Here is a 16,706-nt window from a genome sequence, read left to right as displayed (position 1 = left end):
TCATAAAGGGCGGGGCGCATTACACCCGCCCTTCATTTTTTAGGATTTAGCCATGCGTTTGGATATCGAAGCGTCCGCTTCCGAGATCGAGCAGTCCATAGGACTGCTCAGGAGGCGTCTTTGACTGGGATGTCGCTCTAAGACGTCTCGATGAATTGAATGCCCGTGTCGAGGACCCGACCCTCTGGGACCGGCCCGAAGAAGCCCAGAAGATTTCGCGAGAGCGTTCGAAATTGTCGGCTTCCATTGAGGCTGTGCGTTCAATCGAAAAGGAACTAAAAGACGCCATCGAATTCGCCGATTTAGGCGATATGGAGGGCGATGAAGACCTGGTCGAGGAAGCCCGCAGCCTTTTGAAAGATCTCAAAAGCCGCACGGCCCGAGCCGAACTTGAGGCCCTTCTGTCCGGTGAAGCGGACGGTAACGACGCCTATATCGAAATCAATTCTGGCGCCGGCGGCACGGAGTCCAACGATTGGGCCGGCATACTGCTGCGTATGTATTCGCGTTGGGCCAATGCCCATGGCATGAGCATCGACGTCGAGGAAGAAACACCGGGCGAACAGGCCGGGATCAAATCCATCACTTTGAAGGTGTCTGGCGAAAACGCCTATGGCTGGCTGAAGACCGAAGCGGGTGTGCATCGCCTGGTTCGTATCTCGCCTTTCGATTCCAACGCCAAGCGTCACACGTCCTTTGCATCGGTTTGGGTGTACCCCGTGGTCGATGACACTATCGTCATTGATATCAATCCGGCTGACGTCCGCACGGATACCTATCGTGCGTCCGGCGCCGGTGGACAGCACATCAACAAGACGGACTCGGCCGTTCGTTTGACGCACATACCGACCGGTATAGCCGTGGCGTGTCAGGCTGGACGGTCACAGCATGCGAACCGGGACGAAGCCTGGAAGATGCTGCGGGCGCGCCTGTACGAGATGGAGTTGCAGAAGCGCGAAGCGGCACAGCAGGCCCTGGAAGACCAGAAGACAGATATTGGCTGGGGGCACCAGATACGGTCCTACGTCTTGCAACCCTACCAAATGGTCAAGGATTTGCGCACCAATGTCGAAACGTCGGATACGCAAGGCGTGCTCGATGGCGATCTGGATGCCTTCATGGGCGCTTCACTAGCGCAGCGGGTCGGTGTTACCCGTGATGCGGACGCCTGACTATAGCTCAGGCTTCGCGACGTTTGCGCCTATCGCCGTCTTGGCGACATTGACCACTTCCTCATTGGCGGCCACGCCGGAATCCGTCGTGGCCGCCAAATGCGCCGGCATCTTGCGACGGCCCTTTTTGATCACGATCTGTGCCCCCATGTAGCGGGAATAGACCTGGGTGAATTCTGCGCCGAGAAAGAAAATCTGCGTCGAATAGTAAATCCAGACCAAAACAACGATGAGCGATCCGGCCGCCCCGTAGGCGGAGCTGAAGGCGCTGTGGCCGAGATAGAGACCGATCAACAGTTTGCCGAATGAGAACAGCACAGCCGTAATGGCGGCACCCACCCAGGTGTCGCGCCACTTGATATGAACGTCCGGCAAGACCTTGAATATCATGGCAAAAAGAACGGTTATTACCCCGAACGACACTGCCAGGTTCGCAAAATGGAGCACGAACGCAAGCGGCGTCAAATCCCGAACGAGCGCGCTGATCGCCGACAGGGCGGCGGATACGACGAGGGCGATCAATAACAGGAAGCCAATGCCAACGATCATGGCGAAGGATAACAACCGCTTATGAATGAACCAGGTCCAGTGACCGCTTTCCTGCTCCTCGACGTTCCAGATCGTATTGAGTGCGTCCTGAAGCTGGGCAAAGAAGCTGGTCGCCGATACGATCAAGGTGATTACACCGATCAGACTGGCGATAAAGTTGGCCTTGGGGTTGCTTGTGCTGATCAGGATGTTCTGTATGGCGCTGGCCCCCTGGTCACCAATCAGGCCACGGATTTCCGTAAAAACATAGCCAGACACCGCGTCACGGCCGAACGCCGTGCCTGCCATGGCTATGACGATCAGCAACAAGGGGCCTATCGACAACATGCTATAGAATGCCAGAGCGGCACCTAGCCGCGGCACCTTGTCATCGTTCCATTCGCGGATGGTTTCCTTGAATATGAACCAGAAGGCGGGCAAGGTCAGCGGCGGCCGCTTGCGGGGAATTTCTGTCATATATGAATCGCCTAGAGCATCATGCCAAAAAGTGGACGCCACTTTTTGGAAAAACATGATGCAAAATCAAATGTCTAGAGCGAAATAATGATTCCACTAAAATCATTCCGCTCTAGTGTCGAAGGCGCGGATACAAGCATAAAGATTATAAAGAAAAAAGCCGAAGACAGTCGATGTCTCCGGCTTTCAACAAGGCTGTGTGTCTCGACACGACTATTTCAGATCGGACAAGGCGTTCATGTCGTAGCTACCCAGGCTGGGCGTACCATAATCGGCCTGTGCAGCAGGCGCGCTGACGGTCGGGGCAACAGCCGCGGGTTCGACACGACGGTTTTGCAGACAGCGCCCCTGGAAGAAGGCGCCCACATCGATCGCCAACTGGTCGTGCGTAATGTCACCTTCGACATAGGCCGTGGCCTGCAGCTTTATCTGCTTGCCGGTAATTGAACCTACAACACGTCCCCGGACTTCAATGGTCTCGGCCTCGACCTTACCTTCGATATTTCCGGACTCGCCCACAACCAAATGCGCAACCTTCACGTCGCCGCGGACCGTACCATCAAGGTGCAGGTCGCCGGTTCCAGTGATATTGCCTTCGATCAGCAAGCCACCGCCAAAACTGGACAGCGGACGAGCGCCACCAGTGGTAACCGGTTTCGATCGGTTTAGGTTGACGTTAGGCGTTTCAAGCGGCGGCGCGACAACGGGCTGCGGCTTCGGCGCGGGCGGGGTCGGTTTACTAGTTTTGTTGAACATAATCTCCAGCCTTTAAGAAACGTGCGGGGTTTTGAGCGCGACCATTTTGCCAGACTTCATAGTGAAGGTGGGTGCCGGTCGAACGGCCTGTATTGCCCATGGACGCGATACGCTGATCGACGGCGACGCGCTGTCCTGTTCTGACACTGGCGGAAGCCAGGTGGGCATATCGGGTCTTGAAGCCATTGCCATGGTCGATTTCGACCACATTGCCATAGCCGGTACGGACGCCGACGTAAGAAACGATGCCTGGCGCCGTTGCATAGATCGGCGTCAGGTAAGGACCTGCGAAATCCTGTCCGCTGTGCATGCGCGGGCGGTGATTGAACGGATCGAAGCGTACGCCGAAGCCACTGGTTTCACGTACACCGATCGTGGGGCGGTCAAAAGGAATGCGCTGGGCGCTGTTTTGCAGACCGCGCATATCACTCAAATCCATGGCCGCGTTGCGGATACGTTCAGCGAAATCCTCGTCAACGCCCAAAAAGTCGGCAAGGCTCTTATTGTCCTTGGCAGCGGTCAACGAACTTCCGGAACCACCTCCGGCAAAAGCCTGGGGGTTCAGGCCGGCGATACGGAAAGCCAGCCGAAGCTTTTCGGCGCGAGTCCGCGCGAAGGTTTCCGCCTGACTGACCATTCGCTCCTGCTCGGCGCGCACGGAATATATACGCTCGATCGGCGGCAAACTATCATCTATGGGGGCAGGGGAGAGCGCCGCCACGGCACCCGGCACACCCTTGAAATCCTTAAGCAAAGCGACGAGGCCTTGATGTCGTTTTTCAACGGTTTGGGCCAATTGATCCAACGACCCGGAATTGGCGGAGGCCTGCTGGGTGGCAATGTCGAGGCGCGCCTGACGGTCAGCGATCCAGCGTTCCGATTGCGCCTTCATCATGAGCATCTGGCTTTCAGACCCAGACCCGTGATTGAACGCTAGAAAAATCGTAAACGCCGTGGAAATGGCGAGCCAGGCTATAAGCGCCGAACCCAGAAGCATCAGGAAGAGCTGTTTGCCTGAACTCAAAACATAACCGTGGGTTTCCGCACCCGAACGGATGTACAGATGACGCTCTGGAAATATAGATTCCATCCAGCCGCCTAGCTGTCCCAAGTCTGTTTTACTCATCACCGCCAGCACCCTAAACCTTCTGTTAATTATGCCTTCGCGACGGTGGATAAGCAAGGTGTATATCGTGACGCCTCTTTGCTGCGGACGAGCAAGGTAGAAACACCGATCAAAACCAATATGTTAAGCGGAGTAGCCATTCTGACTGTGTCCCAATTTGAAAGTTCGCACCCGGGCCGTTTCAAGAATGATGCCGCCGGACACCGCACGAAAATCAAACTTCCCAGCCGCCATCCCACTGAGGTTATGCACAGGCCAAACATCAATGGTAAGCCAAAGTAAGTGACTGTATTCGACTTCAATTATTCCGCCACAAGACGCCTAAGACCAGCCAAGACTTCTTCGACGTGCCCTTTAACCTTAACTTTACGCCAATCTTGTCTGACGTAACCTTGCGTATCGATTATAAAGGTCGATCTATCGGTGCCCATATAGGCGCGACCATAAAGCTTCTTTTCCCCCCATGACCCAAATGCATTGATCGTGGAGGTATCGATATCCGACAAAAGCGGCATTCGCAGGCCATATTTATGTATAAATTTTTCGTGATCCTTGAGGCTGTCCTTCGATATGCCGAACAGTTTTACGCCTAATTTTTCGAACTCGGGCAAAGCCGCCGAAAACTCGCAGGCTTCCTGCGTACAGGTCGGCGTGTTGTCCGTCGGGTAGAAAAATAACACAAACCATGATCCTTTCAGGGCCGCGGAACTGGTTTCGCCCCCCGCACTGGACGGTAGGACAAAATCGGGCGCCGGATAGGCCGTAAAAGAAGTTACATTTTTTGGTTCTTTCGCCATGACATAGCCTTGCTCAGTATCTAAAGAAGATGACGGGCATAAGACAGCGCGCGTTAACGCACTTTTCCCATGAGCCGTTTATAGTGATTTTCCGCCCGAACCTTACAGCCGCGTCCGCAAATAAGTGAAGAAATATTTCGAGATTATACGCAAGCGGCCGCGCGCGATCATTATTGGGCTCGTCGCCTTGATGATTGCCATATTGGGAGTCCGGCTGGCTCAAGGGCCCATCCGTGTCGACAGCATTCGTCCCATCATTATTTCCCGCATCGAAGCCCAGTTGCCGCGAACCAGCGTCAGCATAGAACATCTCGACCTCGTCTGGTTTGGTGACGCCCGCGCGGTTGGGTTCCGGTTCGACGAGCTAATCATCACCGACCGCCAGAACCGTATCATTGCGCGCGCCGGCAAAATGGAGGCCGCGCTCGCCGCCGACAGCCTGCTGCTTGCACACTTTGCTCCGGCGCGTCTTACCGCCGAGGATTTTTTCGTGGCGGCGTCCGTATCCAAGGATGGTAAGTACGACCTGGGCTACGAAGCCCGCGGGATACCGGAAGAAACAAGCGGACTCGCAGGTTTTTTCTACGACCTTACTGGACCTGAAAAGCTCGGGCGGCCCGCTAGCTTCACCCGTCAGCTCTTCCTGAAGAATGGGCAATTACGGCTGATCCAGCAGGATGCGCCGCTTGACTGGACAGCGCACGTCTCAACGATTGATTTTGCCAAGCTCCATGGCAAAATGTCGGGACACGTCGACCTGACGATTGCCGGTCTCGGTATGGCCGAAGGGGCGCCAGCAGCACTCAGGGCGGAAGCATCAGGCACGGTTGGATTAAAACGCGCGACAATTTCAGCCAATATCGCCAATCTCAATCCCAGCCGCGTCTTCCCGTCGGTTGGTGTGACGCGCGCTATTGCCGGTATCAATGCCGCGACAAACGGGCTGGCGCGGGTCGATTACAGTCAGAAAATGGGCTTCGAAGGCGCCACTGTGGATTTGCGCGCTTCACAGGGCCGCATAGATATAGGCGATTTCCGCCAGACCTTTGAGGAAGCGCGCATCAAGGCTGGTTATAGGTCGGCCGACCATACGGCGCGTTTCGAAACCTTCCGCGTCCGCTCGCACCTACTGGATACGGATCTGCACGGTACAGTTCTGTTTCAGCCCCGCGACCGCAAGATCAATCGCGACCTGACCTTCCGCTTCGATTTCAACGGCCCGAGGGTCAGCGGGCGTCTGGCCGACGACTTTGCCCGGCAAACTCTTACCCAGGCGCATTTCAAGGGCGCCTATGTGCCCCTCCAGCGGGAGCTGACGATAGAGACGGGGGCTGGTCTGCTGAATGGCGCGCCTCTTCAGACCAAGGGACGCGTCTATACAGATTCGCAAGGCGAAATCGGCGCCGACCTGACGGCCCAGATCAAGGGACATTTTACCAAGGAAGAAGTTTTCGCTTTCTGGCCCGAGGATTTGTCGCCCGGCACCCGTTCCATGCTGATCGAGCGGATCAAAGGGGGGGATTTCGCCAATGCCGATTTCGTGCTGAAGGCTGAGCCAGGTGATTTCCACCATCTGACGAACGAAGACCTACGCCTGGATTTCGATTTCGAGAACCTCACCCTGGCAATCGAAAACCGGCTTCAGGATGCGACTGAGTTAAAGGGACACGGCACCCTCCTGGGCAACCGCTTTGACATGGACGTAAATGGTGGTCGTCTCGTTGATGTTCGCTTGACGAAGGGACGTCTGCTTGTTCCCGACTTCACCGACCGCACAACCTATACCCAAATCTCCCTCGACAGCGATACGGATGTCGTCAGCGTTATCGAAGCCATCGATCCCGTTACCGACATGGCCTTAAGCCACAATGGCCTGACACGCGACCGCCTGAGCGGAGCCGCCAAAGCGCATGTTGAAATCCGCTTTCCAACTTTTCACGCAATCAACGACAAAAATTTCGGCCTGACCTTCAAGGCAAACGTCACCGATGGTGCCTTCAAACAGGCAGCCCTTGGTTGGGACATGACAAAAGGGCAATTGGTCGTAACGGGGGACAAACTCGCCAATACATTGGTCGTTGAAGGCCCCGCCCGACTAGGCCCGTATGAGGGTAATGCCAAATATCAAACCCAGTTCGACCCGAAAAGTCAGGTTGTCGATTTCAACGGCCATTTCAACGCCGCACAGTTCGGCGGCTCACCTCGCGTGCCTGTTGCCATCAAAGGTCATTTCACAATAGCTAACCGCAAGGGTGAGGGCACGATCGACGCCGATATTTTCCGCGGCAAGGTCTCTTGGCAGGGCAAAACGCAAGTCGCGGATGAACGGCCAACCGAAATGCTGATCGAAGGCGTGACGCTTTCGAAGGGGATGGAAGCCCAGGGGTTGCCCATTTTCGAGCATTTGAAACGAGAAGTGCCGACGCGGATTTCGCTCTTGCGGTCCGGCGAGATCTGGAGCGGGGAAGTCGATGCCGAAAGCCTGTCTGGCGACATCGCCTACATCCAGGGTGAACGGTCACGGCTGGTATACAAGTCTATTATCACACCGGATGAAGCCGACCAATTGGGATACGGCGCCTTGCCCATGTTCAATGAGCCGCGTCACCTCACGGTCAATATTTCCCTGGACGGCGCCTCGAAAGAAGCCCTTCTCAAACTCGACCAGATGAACGCGACCCTGGGATGGACAGAAATCCCTGGCACGGATGAACTGCAACGGCGTCTGAGCATGAAGGTCATGCCTGATGACTGGTACATTCTGGGTCTCCCAAAGGCTTTCTTCGCCCCCAAGCAACCGGTCGATGTCACGGCCGTGTGGCAGCAGACGGACAGATTGCTTAGCGGCCAGGTCGAGCTGCTCGACCAGACCATCAATTTCGACATGCCCTTGAAAGAACGTGACGATCCGACGCCGATTGTCTTACCAAATACAAGCGTGCCCTACGAGCTACAGATTCGCGGCACCGTGAGCGATGCCATTCTGTCGGCACTGGGCTACAGCCAGACACCGGTGAGAGTCGGCGGCAATACCGATTTCGTTTTCAGCCTGTACAATACGCCCGGACAGCCAGCGGCCGTCCTCAACATGGACGCGACGCGTGCCAACCTTGGCGTCAACGCCACAGACTGGGTGAAGCCAGCCGGTGAGTCCGCTCAGTTTGCCATATCGATTGATGAGCAGGGGCCGAAGGGAGGGACAAACCTGTCCCGCATATATGCCGCTGGATCGCGCGTCGGCATCGACGGCCGGGCATCCTTTTCCGAAGATGGAAGTCTGAAATTTGCTGATTTTTCAAAACTTTATCTGAAAGATTTTATAGACGTCGCATTCAAATACTATGCCGTTCCAGAGCAAAATACGAATGTGATGTCGATCAGCGGCCAGCAGTTGGACCTCCGGCCCTGGCTGGAATCGACGCGCGAAAAGACCCGGCATAGTTCCACACCCGCTCCCGCCGCAAAACTTGCCGATGTGGTCGATGCCGCCGCCAACGCCCCGGCTTCTATCCCCGCCACCCACCTGGTTGTCGATTTGGCGCAGTTGCGCATGACGCCCTCCGACGTATTTAACCAGCTCAACCTCGACCTAACGTGGGACGGCGCCAATGGCGTAAGTGGTTCGGGCTCGGGACGGACGACCGACGGCGAACCGCTGACACTTACCCTTGACGATCAAGGCGCCTATAGTCTGTTCACGCTACGCGCCGATAATCTGGGGAGTATCGTCCAAGCTGCGACCGGCAATCGTAACGTCAAAGGAGGGAGGGCGGTCATTGATGGCGTCTACGCCGACGGTCAGGTCGATGCGTCTTTGCGTGGTTCAGATATCCGGGTAAAGCAAATTCCGGTTCTGGCCCAGCTTCTGACGGTTGCCTCCCTCCAAGGGTTGAACGATACCCTTGTCGGCGACGGCATTCTGTTCCGCGAATTCGACTTCCCTGTGCGATACAAGGATGGCCTGCTGTTTATAAGCAATGGCTACGCCAAGGGAGAAGCCCTCGGGATCAGCGTGTGGGGCACGAGCGATCTCGACAGCAAAGCGCTCGACCTGCGTGGCACCATTATTCCAGCCTACAGCGTCAACGCCATTTTTGGCGACGTCAAATCGAACGGGCTGGGGCTGGTCGGCATCAAGTATCACATCGGCGGGACGTCGAAGCTTCCGGAAGCGACCGTCAATCCCTTGTCAGTCGTACTGCCCGGCTTCATGAAGGTCTGGTTCGAGGCCTCGCGCAAGGACGCCTTGCCAGCCCTGGATTTGCCGGGAATGGAAGACAAGCTCGACGACTTGCGCGACCAGAATGACAGAGCGAGCAAGCCAACCAAGAGCAAGAAATAAAAAAGCCCAGAGGCGCTTTTCGCCTCCGAGCTTTTAATTGATTTGAACTGACGCTCTATACAGGACGAACCAGAACAATTTTCTTCTTGCCCTGCGACACCTTGATAACGCCGTCCGTATTCAGGTCAGCCTTTGTGATCAATTGGTTGCCATCGGTGATGGCAACATCGTTGACACGCAAACCGCCGCCCTGAGCCAGGCGTCGGGCTTCACCGTTGGATGCCGTCAGCCCAATGCGGGTGGCCAGGGCAGCCAGCATGATACCTTCGGCCAGGACCGCGTCCTCGATTTGTACCGTCGGCAGGTCGGCGGACAACACGCCTTGTTCAAAAGCCTTCTGCGCCGTGTCGCGAGCAATCGCGGCGGCTTCCTGGCCGTGAACCATGCGCGTTGCTTCATCGGCGAGGATTTTCTTGGCCTCGTTGATTTCCGCACCCTGTAGCGCTTCGAGGCGAGCGACTTCGGCCATCGGCAGCGCGGTAAACAAGCGCAGGAAGCGGCCAACGTCAGCATCTTCGGTATTGCGCCAGTACTGCCAGTAATCGTAGGGCGACAGCGCATCGGCATTCAGCCAAACCGCGCCGCCGAGCGTCTTGCCCATCTTGGCGCCGGATGACGTCGTGAGCAGGGGGGTCGTCAGCCCGAAGGCCGCCTTGTTGTTGATCCGGCGCGTCAATTCAACACCGTTGATGATATTGCCCCACTGGTCCGACCCACCCATCTGAAGCACGCAATCGTACTTGCTGTTCAGTTCACGGAAGTCCACAGCCTGCATCAGCATGTAGTTGAATTCGAGGAAGGTCATCGGCTGTTCGCGCTCAAGCCGCAGCTTGACCGAATCGAAGGTCAACATGCGATTGATGGTGAAATGCGTGCCGAAATTGCGCAGGAATTCGATGTAACCGAAGCCCGACAGCCAATCATTGTTATTGACCATGATGGCGTCGGTTTCAGCGGCACCGAAGGTCAGGAAATTGGTGAACACGCTTTTGATACCGTCCATATTCGACTGAATCTGTTCGTCGGTCAGAAGCGGACGCTGGGTGTCCTTGAAGGTCGGATCACCGACCTTGGTCGTGCCACCGCCCATAAGAACAATCGGCTTGTTCCCGGTCTTTTGCAGCCAGTAAAGCATCATGATCTGCACCAGATGGCCGGCGTGCAGCGACGACGCCGTGGCGTCATAGCCGATATAACCCGTGATCGGTCCGGCGGAAGCCAGCGTATCGAGGGCTTCCGCGTCCGTGCACTGGTGAATGAAACCGCGCTCTGAGAGGACGTTGAGGAAATCGGATTTAAAGGTGGTCATGATCTCTAACATGAAGGTTGGTGTTCGCACGATTTGGTGCGACAGTGCCTGTACCACGTTGCGACTTCTTTTCCATAGGTAATTGCATGAAAACCATCGGCTTTATGACGGGAACATCGTTGGACGGCATCGATATGGCGGTGCTGGAAACCGACGGCGATGCGCAGATAACATTCGGACCATGGGCAGAAATGCCTATGCCTTCGGCGACGCGGTCGGTATTGGAAGAGACTATCCGGGCCGCTCTGGCGTGGCCGCGCGGCGAGACGGAGCCGACTATTTTCGCCGAGGCAAGACGGGTTCTGGTCGATTACCACCTTCGCTCTCTACGTGAATTTCTGGCGCATAATGATCTGAATTTGCAGACGTTCGATGTGTTGGGCGTGCACGGCCAGACCGTCCTGCATGAACGCCCAAAGGGCGATGTGAAGGGGCGAACCGTCCAACTCTTCGACGGCCAGGCGTTTGCCGATGCCACCGGTATTCCCGTTGTTTGCGATTTCCGCCAGGCCGATATCGAAGCCGGTGGCGAAGCCGCACCCTTAGCCCCGGTGTATCACCGTGCGCTGGCCCAGAACGCGAAGCTGGAATTGCCCTTGGTCGTCGTCAATCTGGGTGGCGTTGCAAATATTACCGTGATCGACGAAAACGGTCTGACGGCTCTCGATACCGGTCCCGCCAACGGCCTTATGGATCAATGGATGCGACGGCACGACCGGGGTGATTATGACCACGAAGGACGCATCGCCGCGTCGGGCACGATTCACGAGGATATTGTGGCCGCGTATCTGTCACATCCCTACTTTCAGGCCAAGGCGCCCAAATCGCTCGACCGCTATGATTTCACCTTGTCACACATTGATACCCTGTCCTTCGAAGACGGTCTTGCGACGTTAAGCGCCTTTACGCTGCAAAGCCTGCTGGCAGGGATTCGGCTGACGGGTGCGGAGCCGAAGACAGTCATCCTGGCGGGCGGCGGTCGCCACAACACGCATCTCGTCAATCAGGTGACGTCCGCCCTGGCCCCGGCACGCGTCGTCTTGGCCGAGACGATGAACTGGCGTGGCGGCGCTATCGAAGCCGAAGCCTTCGCTTATATGGCCGTGCGGTCGTTACAGGGAAAGCCCATCTCGTTTCCCGGCACCACGGGCGTTAAAACGCCGTTGAGCGGCGGTGTTGTCAGTTATCCCCGGAGCAAGTCCACTTTGCTCGCCAGCTAGGGAGCCAATATGCGCGTTCCGTCCGTCTTCGCCCTAAGCCTGTGCCTGGCGGCCTGTGCGCCCGCCGTCTCGACTGGCGCAAACGCGTCGTCACAGCCGGTGCCAAGCGACGCATCATCGGCCTCGCTGGCGCCGACCGCCACTTTGCTGCCCGGCGGCTTCGCCGGACGCTGGGACGCCGACCTGGCCGCATGCCACGGGAACAGCGACATGAAGCTGACGATCACCCAGACCGAGTTGACCTTTTGGGAAAGTACCGGGCAAATTACGGGTGTGATCATCAAGACACCCAGCGACGTGACGGTTAAGGCCGCTTTCTCAGGCGAAGGCGAACAATGGAACCGTGACCTCCACCTGGTCCTGAGCCACAATGGTCAGACATTGAAGGTCGACGACACCAGCCGCGTGCGCTGCCCTTAAGCTGTCAGGTGGGTCGAGATCAAACCCGTAACCTCTGACGCCCGCCGATAAATCAGGTCATGCCCACCACCTTCGACGATGTGCAGAGTGCCGTTGCGCAGGCGTTCGGCCAGATATCTTCCGACCGCGACCGGGCTGATTGGATCGGCGTCGCCCCATAGCAGCAGGGTCGGTTGCAGGACTTCGCCCAAGTGTTTTGAGATGTCCGGCCTTTCGCCGGTAATCCATGTCGCCCCGTTAGGGTAGTCGCAGTTATAATCAGGACGCCAGTCCTGAGCGCCAAAACGCGTCACATCCAGACCGCCCGACGTGACGGCAAGCACCAGCCTGCGAATGCGCGCGGGATGCCGCAAGGCCAGGCTCAGGGCGATGAGGCCGCCCATGGATTGCGCCAGCAAATCGACCGGATGATCGGGCAATTGACGCTCAACCAAGGCAATCAGATCATCGTAACCGTTGACGCCGGGGTCGGCTGGCTGATTGCCGAGACCGGGCCAGCCGAAATAGACTTTATCACTGTTGGAGAGCAGGTGGTCGCCCACGGGCCGCCAAAATCCGGGATCAGCCCCGACTCCCGGCAGAAAGAACAGTGTCACTCAACTTCGCCGGCCATGCGCCGATCAATATAGGCGCCGACACGGGTTTCGACTTCTTTCAGTTGATCGTTCCAGAAGTGATTGGCCTCCGCGACCGTCTCAGAGCGGATGGTGATCCCCTTCTGTGAGCGCAGCTTCGTGACAACGCGTTCCACTTCGGAGGTCGGCACGATCGAGTCATTTGCGCCGTGAAGGAACATACCCGAGGCCGGGCAGGGGGCCAGGAAGCTGAAATCGTAGGCGTTAGTCGGCGGGGACACCGAAATAAAGCCATCGGTTTCCGGACGGCGCATTAGCAACTGCATGCCGATATAGGCGCCGAAATCATAACCGGCGACCCAGAATTGCGAAGCGGTCGGATTTTTCGCCTGCAGCCAGTCAAGCGCCGTCGCAGCATCCGCCAGTTCGCCGATGCCGGAATCGAATTCCCCTTGCGACTTTTGAACACCGCGGAAGTTGAAACGCAGGACAGAAAAGCCGCGTGTCATGAAGAGATGAAACAGTTGCACCGTGACCGGATTATTCATATGGCCGCCCGCCTTGGGGTGCGGATGCAGAATCAGGGCGATCGGCGCGTTCTCGGTCTTGCCTGCGCTGTAACGGGCTTCGATACGTCCGGCAGCTCCGGCCAGGATCACTTCGGGCATTCAATCACCTTATATATGCATAAAATCGTCATGTTCGGCGCCATAATTGTTGACTAGATTAGTCGGAATTATTACATTCCAACCAAGCCATCACAGGCGGCAACTGCGCCTATTAGCACAAAGATTTCTTTTTGCGCAGGTTTTTGCTTACGCACGAACACGAAAGACATCCATGCGTTTATCGACAAAGGGACGTTATGCGGTCATGGCAATGACCGATCTGGCGCTGAATGCCCGTCCGACCGAAAAGGGAAGTGACAGGGGACGGCCGATTTCGCTGTCCGAAATTTCCGAGCGACAGCAGATCTCCCTGTCCTACCTCGAGCAATTGTTCGCCCGACTGCGTAAGGCCGGTCTCGTCAGAAGCGCGCGCGGTCCCGGCGGCGGCTACACCTTGGCCCGCGACGCGGGAGCACTCTATGTGTCGGAAATCGTATTGGCGGTCGATGAGCCAATAAAGGCGACGCGCTGCGAACTGACCTCCAACAAGCTGGGCGCGAATAAGCGGCTATCCAAAGATCAGGCCGTTCGTGAAATCGGCTGCATGCCGGGCGGTCAACGCTGCCTGACCCATAATTTGTGGGAAGATCTCGGCGTCGCCATTCACGATTACCTGTCTCAGGTCTCATTGGAAGATATTATACGGCGCCGGACGCGCAAAAAGGTTCAAATCACCTCGCCTGAACCGGCGAAATCGTCCTTTATGGAGGCCTAGGGCTTGGCCGACATCCTTTACCTCGATCACGCCGCGACATCGCCGCTTCGTCCCGAAGCGCGCGAGGCTTTTATGCGTGCGTCGGATCTGGGCAGTAATGCGTCTTCGGTTCACAGTCTGGGCCGCAAGGCCAAGCTGCTCCTCGAAGAGGCGCGCGCCGATATTCTGGCGGGCGTCAACGCTATCGGTACAGGCGGGCTGGTCTTTACCTCAGGCGGCACCGAAGCCAATGCGCAAGCCCTGCATCAGGCGCAGGCATTCGATTACGTCATTGTCTCTGCCGGCGAACACGACAGCATTTATGGCGCGGTTGCCGGGGCGGCCGTAGCGCCCCTTACGGCCGATGGCGCTGTCGACCTCGACGCCCTGTCTCGGCTGCTGGATCACCCGGGGCGGCCGTTCGTATCTGTGATGCTGGCCAACAACGAAACCGGCGTCATTAGTGACATTGCCACAGTGGCGGCGCTGGTTCACGCCTGTGACGGCTGGCTGCACGTCGATGCCGTTCAGGCGCTTGGCAAAATCAATATCGATTTCAATGCTCTGGAGGCGGACTCTTTGGCGCTGAGCGCACACAAGATCGGTGGCGGGCAGGGCGTCGGTGCGCTGATATACAACCGCGACCGTACCTTGAAAGCCCTAATCGGGGGTAGCGGCCAGGAATTGGGATTGCGCGCGGGGACGGAAAATATTCCCGGTATCGCGGCATTCGCCGCGGCGCTTAAGGCTTGCCACGGAGTGAGCGACGATTTATGCAGCGCACAAAAATCGGTAGAGACCGCCTTAAAGGCGTTAGGCATCACCATATTGGGTGAAGCCGCCGATCGGGTTCGGGGCATTTTATATATGGCTCAGCCGGGTTGGGCGTCGTCGCTGCAACTGATCCATATGGATATGGCCGGTATCTGCGTCTCATCCGGATCCGCCTGTTCATCCGGCAAGGTGAAGTCCAGTCGCGTGGTAACGGCGATGGGGTGGCCCGATCTGGCCGACAAGGTTTTGCGCGTATCCGGGGGCTGGACGACACAGCCCGACGATTGGCAGAAATTTTTGACCGTTTGGTCAAAGGGTTATGAAGTGTATTTGAAGCGTCACAATAATTTGCGTGTAACTGGAGAAGTCGCCTGATGGCCGCCGTCAAGGAAACCATAGATACGGTCGCCAAGCTCGAAACCTATGAGCACGGGTTCGTCACCGACATTGCCATGGAGTTCGCCCCCAAGGGGTTGAATGCCGATATCGTGCGATTCATTTCGGCCAAGAAGAATGAGCCGGAATGGATGCTGGAGATGCGACTGGCCGCTTACGAGCGCTGGTTGACAATGGAAGAACCCGACTGGGCCAAGGTGCATTACCAGAAGGTGGATTACCAGGACCTCTATTTCTACGCCGCGCCGAAGAAAAAAGACGGCCCAAAATCACTTGATGAAATCGACCCCGAACTGCTGAGAACCTATGAAAAGCTTGGCATCCCGTTGCGCGAACAGGAAGTGCTGGCAGGCGTGGTCGGTGCGCCGAAATACGCCGTTGATGCTGTCTTCGATTCGGTGTCTGTCATCACGACCTTCAAGGACGAGCTTAAGAAGTCGGGCGTGATTTTCTGCGCGATTTCAGAAGCTTTGCGTGAATATCCTGATCTGGTGCGGCAATATCTCGGCTCGGTCGTGCCCGTATCCGATAACTATTTCGCCGCCTTGAACGCCGCCGTCTTTTCCGACGGATCGTTTGTCTATGTCCCACCGGGCGTCCGATGCCCAATGGAATTGTCGACCTATTTCCGCATCAATGCGGAAAATACAGGCCAGTTCGAACGCACCCTGATCATCGCCGACAAGGGCGCCTATGTGTCGTACCTGGAAGGGTGTACCGCGCCGCAACGGGACGAAAATCAGCTTCACGCCGCCGTGGTCGAACTCGTCGCGCTGGACGACGCCGAAATCAAATATTCGACGGTGCAGAACTGGTATCCCGGCGACGCGGAGGGCAAGGGCGGCATCTACAATTTCGTGACCAAGCGCGCCGATTGCCGAGGGGCACGTTCCAAGGTGTCGTGGACCCAGGTCGAAACCGGCTCGGCCGTCACATGGAAATATCCGTCCTGCATCCTGCGCGGCGACGACAGCGTTGGGGAATTCTACTCGATCGCCGTCACCAACGGCGCCCAACAGGCCGACACCGGCACCAAGATGATCCATCTGGGCAAGAACACGCGGTCGCGCATTATTTCCAAAGGCGTGTCGGCGGGTAAATCGTCGAACACCTATCGCGGCCTGGTCTCAGCCCATGCCAAAGCCTCAGGCGCACGTAACTTCACGCAATGCGACAGCCTGCTGATCGGCAAGACCTGCGCGGCCCACACGGTGCCCTATGTCGAGAGCGATACGGCGAAAGCCCAGTTCGAACATGAAGCGACCACCACGCGCCTGTCAGAAGATCAACTGTTCTATGCCATGCAACGCGGCCTCAGCCAGGAAGAAGCGGTAGCGCTTCTCGTCAACGGCTTCGTCCGCGACGTCTTGCAGGAACTGCCCATGGAATTCGCCGTAGAGGCACAAAAACTCGTCGCCATCAGCCTTGAAGGCTCGGTGGGTTAGGAATTAT

At 57.0% G+C, this 16,706-nt stretch carries 14 protein-coding genes; 7 read left to right on the top strand and 7 right to left on the bottom strand.

The window, feature by feature from the left end; translation table 11 throughout:
* Nucleotides 1–52: 52 nt before the first annotated feature.
* Nucleotides 53–1,172 (top strand): peptide chain release factor 2 gene (prfB, locus tag RCJ00_RS01340; RefSeq protein WP_316219793.1). Its coding sequence is split into 2 segments (ribosomal slippage): nucleotides 53–121 and nucleotides 123–1,172, totalling 1,119 coding nucleotides; the frame shifts between segments, so codons are not numbered across the junction.
* Here the strand turns inward: prfB and RCJ00_RS01335 are convergent.
* From RCJ00_RS01335 to RCJ00_RS01320, 4 genes are all read right to left on the bottom strand, one after another.
* On the bottom strand, nucleotides 1,173–2,177 hold the full coding sequence (locus RCJ00_RS01335) for a YihY/virulence factor BrkB family protein (protein WP_316219792.1): 1,005 nt from the start codon (nucleotides 2,175–2,177) through the stop codon (nucleotides 1,173–1,175).
* 213 nt (nucleotides 2,178–2,390) lie between these two features.
* Nucleotides 2,391–2,933 carry a bactofilin family protein gene (locus RCJ00_RS01330; RefSeq protein ID WP_316219791.1) on the bottom strand — a complete coding sequence of 181 codons (543 nt, stop codon included), beginning with the start codon at nucleotides 2,931–2,933 and terminating at the stop codon, nucleotides 2,391–2,393.
* Nucleotides 2,917–4,059 (bottom strand): peptidoglycan DD-metalloendopeptidase family protein, encoded by a 1,143-nt coding sequence (locus RCJ00_RS01325; protein WP_316219790.1) that lies wholly within the window; start codon nucleotides 4,057–4,059, stop codon nucleotides 2,917–2,919. Before RCJ00_RS01325 ends, RCJ00_RS01330 begins: the two co-directional genes overlap by 17 nt.
* A gap of 302 nt (nucleotides 4,060–4,361) precedes the next feature.
* Nucleotides 4,362–4,856, bottom strand: a complete 495-nt coding sequence (locus RCJ00_RS01320; protein WP_316219789.1) for a peroxiredoxin — start codon at nucleotides 4,854–4,856, stop codon at nucleotides 4,362–4,364.
* Between the two features lie 190 nt (nucleotides 4,857–5,046).
* Between RCJ00_RS01320 and RCJ00_RS01315 the strand changes: the two genes are divergently transcribed.
* Nucleotides 5,047–9,198: a YhdP family protein gene (locus tag RCJ00_RS01315; protein WP_316219788.1), complete on the top strand. Its 4,152-nt coding sequence runs from the start codon at nucleotides 5,047–5,049 to the stop codon at nucleotides 9,196–9,198.
* 55 nt (nucleotides 9,199–9,253) lie between these two features.
* Here RCJ00_RS01315 and tyrS read toward each other — a convergent pair whose 3' ends face one another.
* The gene (gene tyrS / locus RCJ00_RS01310) at nucleotides 9,254–10,507 is read right to left on the bottom strand and encodes a tyrosine--tRNA ligase (RefSeq protein ID WP_316219787.1); all 1,254 of its coding nucleotides are present in this window, start codon (nucleotides 10,505–10,507) and stop codon (nucleotides 9,254–9,256) included.
* 86 nt (nucleotides 10,508–10,593) lie between these two features.
* Between tyrS and RCJ00_RS01305 the strand changes: the two genes are divergently transcribed.
* Together RCJ00_RS01305 and RCJ00_RS01300 are read left to right on the top strand one after the other, a co-directional pair.
* Nucleotides 10,594–11,727 (top strand): anhydro-N-acetylmuramic acid kinase, encoded by a 1,134-nt coding sequence (locus RCJ00_RS01305; RefSeq protein ID WP_316219785.1) that lies wholly within the window; start codon nucleotides 10,594–10,596, stop codon nucleotides 11,725–11,727.
* A gap of 9 nt (nucleotides 11,728–11,736) precedes the next feature.
* Nucleotides 11,737–12,147, top strand: a complete 411-nt coding sequence (locus RCJ00_RS01300; RefSeq protein ID WP_316219784.1) for a hypothetical protein — start codon at nucleotides 11,737–11,739, stop codon at nucleotides 12,145–12,147.
* Here RCJ00_RS01300 and RCJ00_RS01295 read toward each other — a convergent pair.
* On the bottom strand, nucleotides 12,144–12,743 hold the full coding sequence (locus tag RCJ00_RS01295; RefSeq protein WP_316219783.1) for an alpha/beta fold hydrolase: 600 nt from the start codon (nucleotides 12,741–12,743) through the stop codon (nucleotides 12,144–12,146). The two genes, RCJ00_RS01300 and RCJ00_RS01295, sit on opposite strands and share 4 nt — an antisense overlap.
* On the bottom strand, nucleotides 12,740–13,390 hold the full coding sequence (locus tag RCJ00_RS01290; RefSeq protein WP_316219782.1) for an alpha/beta hydrolase: 651 nt from the start codon (nucleotides 13,388–13,390) through the stop codon (nucleotides 12,740–12,742). Before RCJ00_RS01290 ends, RCJ00_RS01295 begins: the two co-directional genes overlap by 4 nt.
* A gap of 172 nt (nucleotides 13,391–13,562) precedes the next feature.
* On the opposite strand from RCJ00_RS01290, the gene RCJ00_RS01285 reads away from it, so the two are divergent.
* From RCJ00_RS01285 to sufB, 3 genes are read left to right on the top strand one after another with little or no spacing between them, the layout of a single operon-like run.
* A complete protein-coding gene (locus RCJ00_RS01285) occupies nucleotides 13,563–14,105 on the top strand; it encodes an Rrf2 family transcriptional regulator (RefSeq protein WP_316219781.1) in 543 nt (180 codons plus the stop codon).
* Between the two features lie 3 nt (nucleotides 14,106–14,108).
* On the top strand, nucleotides 14,109–15,233 hold the full coding sequence (locus RCJ00_RS01280; protein ID WP_316219779.1) for a cysteine desulfurase family protein: 1,125 nt from the start codon (nucleotides 14,109–14,111) through the stop codon (nucleotides 15,231–15,233).
* A complete protein-coding gene (sufB, locus tag RCJ00_RS01275; RefSeq protein WP_316219777.1) occupies nucleotides 15,233–16,699 on the top strand; it encodes a Fe-S cluster assembly protein SufB in 1,467 nt (488 codons plus the stop codon). The genes RCJ00_RS01280 and sufB overlap by 1 nt, the downstream gene beginning before the upstream one ends.
* Nucleotides 16,700–16,706 lie beyond the last annotated feature (7 nt).

Source organism: Asticcacaulis aquihabitans, assembly GCF_032490435.1.
Classification (GTDB): domain Bacteria; phylum Pseudomonadota; class Alphaproteobacteria; order Caulobacterales; family Caulobacteraceae; genus Asticcacaulis.
This window is presented reverse-complemented; position numbering and strand designations above follow the sequence as displayed.

Bases quoted from the DNA above. Each gene is read 5' to 3' on its own strand.
- RCJ00_RS01335 (WP_316219792.1), bottom strand. From the start codon at position 2,177: ATGACAGAAATTCCCCGCAAGCGGCCGCCGCTGACCTTGCCCGCCTTC.
- RCJ00_RS01330 (WP_316219791.1), bottom strand. From the start codon at position 2,933: ATGTTCAACAAAACTAGTAAACCGACCCCGCCCGCGCCGAAGCCGCAG.
- RCJ00_RS01325 (WP_316219790.1), bottom strand. From the start codon at position 4,059: ATGAGTAAAACAGACTTGGGACAGCTAGGCGGCTGGATGGAATCTATA.
- RCJ00_RS01320 (WP_316219789.1), bottom strand. From the start codon at position 4,856: ATGGCGAAAGAACCAAAAAATGTAACTTCTTTTACGGCCTATCCGGCG.
- RCJ00_RS01315 (WP_316219788.1), top strand. From the start codon at position 5,047: ATGATTGCCATATTGGGAGTCCGGCTGGCTCAAGGGCCCATCCGTGTC.
- tyrS (WP_316219787.1), bottom strand. From the start codon at position 10,507: ATGACCACCTTTAAATCCGATTTCCTCAACGTCCTCTCAGAGCGCGGT.
- RCJ00_RS01305 (WP_316219785.1), top strand. From the start codon at position 10,594: ATGAAAACCATCGGCTTTATGACGGGAACATCGTTGGACGGCATCGAT.
- RCJ00_RS01300 (WP_316219784.1), top strand. From the start codon at position 11,737: ATGCGCGTTCCGTCCGTCTTCGCCCTAAGCCTGTGCCTGGCGGCCTGT.
- RCJ00_RS01290 (WP_316219782.1), bottom strand. From the start codon at position 13,390: ATGCCCGAAGTGATCCTGGCCGGAGCTGCCGGACGTATCGAAGCCCGT.
- RCJ00_RS01285 (WP_316219781.1), top strand. From the start codon at position 13,563: ATGCGTTTATCGACAAAGGGACGTTATGCGGTCATGGCAATGACCGAT.
- sufB (WP_316219777.1), top strand. From the start codon at position 15,233: ATGGCCGCCGTCAAGGAAACCATAGATACGGTCGCCAAGCTCGAAACC.